This window comes from Streptococcus sp. 339 (assembly GCF_013277285.1).
GTDB classification, from domain to species: Bacteria; Bacillota; Bacilli; order Lactobacillales; family Streptococcaceae; genus Streptococcus; species Streptococcus pseudopneumoniae.
In genome coordinates this window covers 66,399-71,103 of sequence record NZ_VMMR01000027.1, presented here as the reverse complement: position 1 = coordinate 71,103, position 4,705 = coordinate 66,399, and the positions used below count along the sequence as shown (strand labels likewise).

3 protein-coding genes are annotated in these 4,705 nt (G+C 43.2%); all 3 read right to left on the bottom strand.

Annotated features, from left to right (window positions below; all coding sequences use genetic code 11):
* Positions 1 to 103: 103 nt before the first annotated feature.
* The 3 genes from HT736_RS03620 to msrB are packed head-to-tail and all read right to left on the bottom strand — an operon-like array spanning position 104 to position 4,574.
* Positions 104 to 1,852 (bottom strand): ABC transporter ATP-binding protein, encoded by a 1,749-nt coding sequence (locus tag HT736_RS03620; protein ID WP_172930759.1) that lies wholly within the window; start codon positions 1,850 to 1,852, stop codon positions 104 to 106.
* Between the two features lies 1 nt (position 1,853).
* Entirely contained in the window at positions 1,854 to 3,578 is a 1,725-nt protein-coding gene (locus tag HT736_RS03615) for an ABC transporter ATP-binding protein (RefSeq protein WP_172930758.1), read from the bottom strand.
* Between the two features lie 57 nt (positions 3,579 to 3,635).
* Entirely contained in the window at positions 3,636 to 4,574 is a 939-nt protein-coding gene (gene msrB / locus HT736_RS03610; RefSeq protein WP_023932754.1) for a peptide-methionine (R)-S-oxide reductase MsrB, read from the bottom strand.
* Between the last annotated feature and the right edge of the window lie 131 nt (positions 4,575 to 4,705).

Genomic DNA, 4,705 nt, shown 5'->3' with positions numbered 1-4,705 from the left:
GATTTTCATTAAGTATTACAGTGAACAATTTTTCTAGCTATTGTAACAAAAAAGTCACCCGAAGGCAACTTTTTTCGTCCATAAACTTTCAAAAGAGAATGGCTTATTCAGAGCTAAAAGCTGCTGCTTGCTGCATTTGGTAATACTTACCCTTTCTAGCCATGAGATCCTGATGATTGCCATGCTCCACGATGTCGCCATCTACCAAGACAAGAATCAAATCCGCATCCTGAATGGTTGACAAACGGTGGGCGATGATAAAGCTTGTGCGCCCCTTCATGAGTTTTGCAAAGGCATCCTGTACTAGCACTTCTGTCCGTGTATCGATGGAGGAAGTTGCCTCGTCTAAGATAAGAATCTTTGGAATAGCCAAAAAGACTCGCGCTATGGTCAAGAGCTGAGCTTGGCCGACAGAGAGAGATTCTCCAGCATTTTCCAACTTGGTATCGTATCCCTGTGGCAACTGTTGGATGAAAAAGTCTGCATTAGCTGCTTTGGCAGCAGCAATTACTTGCTCTCGACTGGCTTCAGGATTGCCAAAGGCAATATTATCATGAATGGTCCCTTGTGTGAGCCAGGTTTCTTGAAGCACCATACCAAACTGCTGTCTCAATGATACTCGTGTATAATCATAAATGGATTGCCCATCCAGCAAGATATCTCCCGAGCTAATGGGATAAAAACGCATAAGGAGATTGATAAGAGTTGATTTTCCAGCACCTGTCGGACCAACGATGGCTACCTTACTACCAGCTGGAATATCGATAGACAACTCCTTAATCAAAATTTTTTCAGGATGGTAGCCAAAAGAGACATGTTTAAAGGAAATAGCTCCCTTAACTTGGTCACTGGTCAAGACTTCCTTACCTGTTTCAGCCACTTCAGGGCTATCTAAGACTCCATAGATACGCTCTACGCAAGCCAGAGCACTTTGCAACTCAGCTAGCACTGAAGAAATATCGTTAAAGGGCTTGGTGTATTGCTGAACATAGTTCAAAAAAGTCACTAAACGCCCAATGGTCAAGGTGGATCCCATCATGATACGATAAGCACCAACTCCAGCTAAAAGGGCATAAATGAGTGCATTGACAAATCGAGTCGAAGGATTAACCGTTGATGAATAAAAGATGGCTGACTGAGAATAGCCTGCGTAGTTGTCATTAGCCTCACGCAGTCTTTGAATAAACTCTGCCTGAGCATTAAAGGACTGGATAATGGTCTGCTGGCTAAGCGATTCTTCAATCAACTGAGTTTGAGTCCCTCTGGTCTCTGTTTGCTTCTGGAAGAGATGATAGGAGCGTTTGGCAATAAATCGTGAGATTACCATAGACAGTGGCGTCAACAGCAAAACCATGAGGGTCATAAGGAGATGAATTTGAAGCATAGCTAAAATACTGACCAAAATCATCAAGACACCAATAAAAAATTGGTTAAAAATCATGGTCAAGCCAGCTGCCAACTGTTCGATGTCTGTGGTTACACGACTGACCATCTCTCCACTGCCTTGCCTATCCACAAAGGCAATCGGTAACCGATGGAGCTTGTTGATTATTCTCTCTCGCAAGTCTCTGGTATAAGAGAAGATTAGGCGATTATAAAGAAGAGGATTAACCCATTGTACCAGAGTATTTCCTATGACCACCAAGATCATCTGGAGAAAAATCTGCCAAAAAACTAGTGAAGAACCAGCCACTAGGACTTGGTCGATGACCTGCCCAATCAAGATAGGTAGGTAAATCGATAAGCCAACTTGGGCAATAGTTCCTAGAAGGGCTAGGAAAAGGAGGAAAGGATGACTTGCTAAATCTTTGGCCAAACGTGTGAGTGTTTGATTTGCAGTTTGTCGTCTCATGCTAGTCCTCCTTTCCATGTTGGGATGCATTGATTTCACGATAGACTTGACTGGACTTCATCAAGTCCTCGTGCTTGCCAACAGCTAGCAACTCACCTTTTTCCAAGAGGAGAATCTGATCCGCCATCTGTAAAGTCGAGGTTCGTTGAGAGATCAAAATTAAGCTCGTATTTGGCAGATTTTCTCTAATAGCTTTCAAGAGCTTGGACTCGGTAATGGTGTCCAGTGCAGAGGTTGCATCATCTAGGATGAGAAACGGAGCTTGGCGCAAGACTGCTCGGGCGATAGACAACCTTTGTTTTTGTCCACCTGAGAAATTTCGCCCCCCTGCCTCAACTAGGGCATCCAAAAGTCCTTCGTTTTCACTGACAAAATCCTTAGCTTGCGCAATCTCCAAGGCCTGCCAGAGTTCTTGGTCAGATACTTCTTGATGTAAACCCAAAGTTAAGTTGGAACGAATAGTTCCCTTAAAGAGTTCGATCTTTTGGGGCACATAGGCAATCCAAGACCGCCACTGTTCCAAATTAAGAGGACTAGTTCCATCTCGATAAAGGTCTATGCTCCCCTTGTCTGCTGGGTAAAGTCCAAGGATGACTTGCACCAAGCCTGATTTACCAGAACCCGTCCCTCCGATGATACCAAGGATTTGCCCTTGCTTCATATTAAAGGAAATGTCTCTCAGAGAAGGCTGGGCCGCATCAGGATAGGTAAAGGTCAGTTCTTGAACTTGTAAAACCTGATCACTGCTAGCTTGCTTTTGTTCTAATTCTGAATGAATATCTTCTGGAGCCTCAGCAAAAACTTCCTCGATTCGCTTAGCTGAGATGTAGGACTGGTTGAGAGAATTTATCAGCATGGCTAGCTTGACCAATTCCACCAAAATCTGTAAGAGGTAATTGATAAGAGCAATGAGAGCACCTTGACTGAGCACTCCTCCTTGAATTGAAATATAGCCTTGCCAGATAATAACGAGAAGAGTTCCATTGACAATCAGATAGGTCAGAGGTGTTAATAAACTAGACCAGAAACCTGTCTTTTCTTGTAATCTAGCATAAACTTGGTTAAGGGTTTGAAAAATCTGTAACTCTCGTTTTTCTTGACCAAAAGCACGAATAACCCGCATCCCTTGCAATTGCTGGCGCGTTTCCTGAACCAGTTGGTCCGTTTTCTTTCTGAGACTACTGTAGAGAGGATTGACCAATCGAGATAACCCTACAATGACAATGGTCAAAATGGCAACCATGACTAAGAACCAGAAAGTCAACTCAGCTGAGATTCGATAAGCCATAAAAATGGCACCAAAAACGATAATGGGCGCTCGCAAAAAGAGACGCAGGAATTGATTGATACCAGTCTGAATCTGGTAGGTATCCGAAGTCAAGCGAGTGACCAAACTAGAAGTTGTCAGACGGTCTCTGCTGTCCTTGGACAAGGAAAGAATATGACGATAAAGATCGTTTGTCAATTCCTTAGCAAAGCCTACTGCTGCCTTTGCTGAGTAAAATTGAGCTATCAAGGCCACTAAAACGCCAATTACTGCAAAGATAAGGAGCAGGCCAATCTGCATCCAGAGATGACCTTGATCTCCCTGAGGTAAAGATTGGTCAACAATCCCAGCAATCACCATGGGAACCAAGAGCTCAAAAACAGCTTCTAACAGCTTGAACAAGGGGGCTAAAATTGATTCCTTGATGTAGGGTTTGAAGTAAGATAATAGGTGTTTCATAAATCCCTTCTATTCATATTCTAGAAATGAAGAAAGTGGGAAGCCCCACTCTCTGTTTTATTTGTTTAAGTAAGGCAATAGATAGCCATATCCTGCTTTTTCCATCTCATCCTTGGCCACAAAGCGTAAAGAAGCAGAATTGATACAGTAACGGAGGCCGCCTAACTCCCGCGGTCCATCTGTGAAAACATGACCCAAGTGAGCGCTGCCTGAACGAGAACGAACTTCAATTCGCTCCATTCCATGGCTCAGATCCTTGTAATAATGAATCAACTCTTTGGAAATCGGACGGCTAAAACTTGGCCAACCACAACCTGAAGCAAACTTATCCTTGGCAAAAAAGAGTGGCTCACCCGTCGTAATATCTACATAAATCCCCTCTTCAAAGGTTTGGTCATAGGCATTGGTAAATGGAGCCTCTGTAGCAGCTTCTTGTGTGACACGATAAGACTCTTCAGATAGACTGGCCTTTAACACTTCTTGGCTAGGCTTTTCATAGTTTGCTGCATCAATCAATGGCTTATCAGCATCGGTCACATCGATATGACAGTAACCTGAAGGATTCTTCCTGAGATAATCTTGGTGGTAGTCTTCAGCCAGAATGTAGTGGCGTAATTGCTCCACTTCTACTGCAATCTTTCGATCCAGCATGCGTTCCTGCTCCTGTACCACTGTGTAGATAGCTGGCAAATCTGCTTCATCCTGATAATAAATCCCAGTTCGATATTGGCGACCACGGTCATTCCCTTGTTGATTGATAGATAGAGGATCGATAACTCGGAAATAATAAAGTAAAATCTCTCTGAGTGACACTTCCTTCTCATCGTAAATCACTTGGACCGTTTCTGCATGGTCTGTTTCCTTGATCAACTGGTAATTGGTCGTTTCGACTTGACCATTAGCGTAGCCAACACTGGTTTCTAGCACTCCAGAAATGCGTGAAAAATATTCCTCTAGGCCCCAAAAACAACCACCTGCTAGATAAATTTCTGCCATCTTTATTTCTCCTTTATCACGTTTTTAACTAATACTCTTCGAAAATCTCTTCAAACCACGTCAGCTCACATCTGCAACCTCAAAACAGTATTTTGAGCTAACTTCGTCAGTTCTATCCACAACCTCAAAAC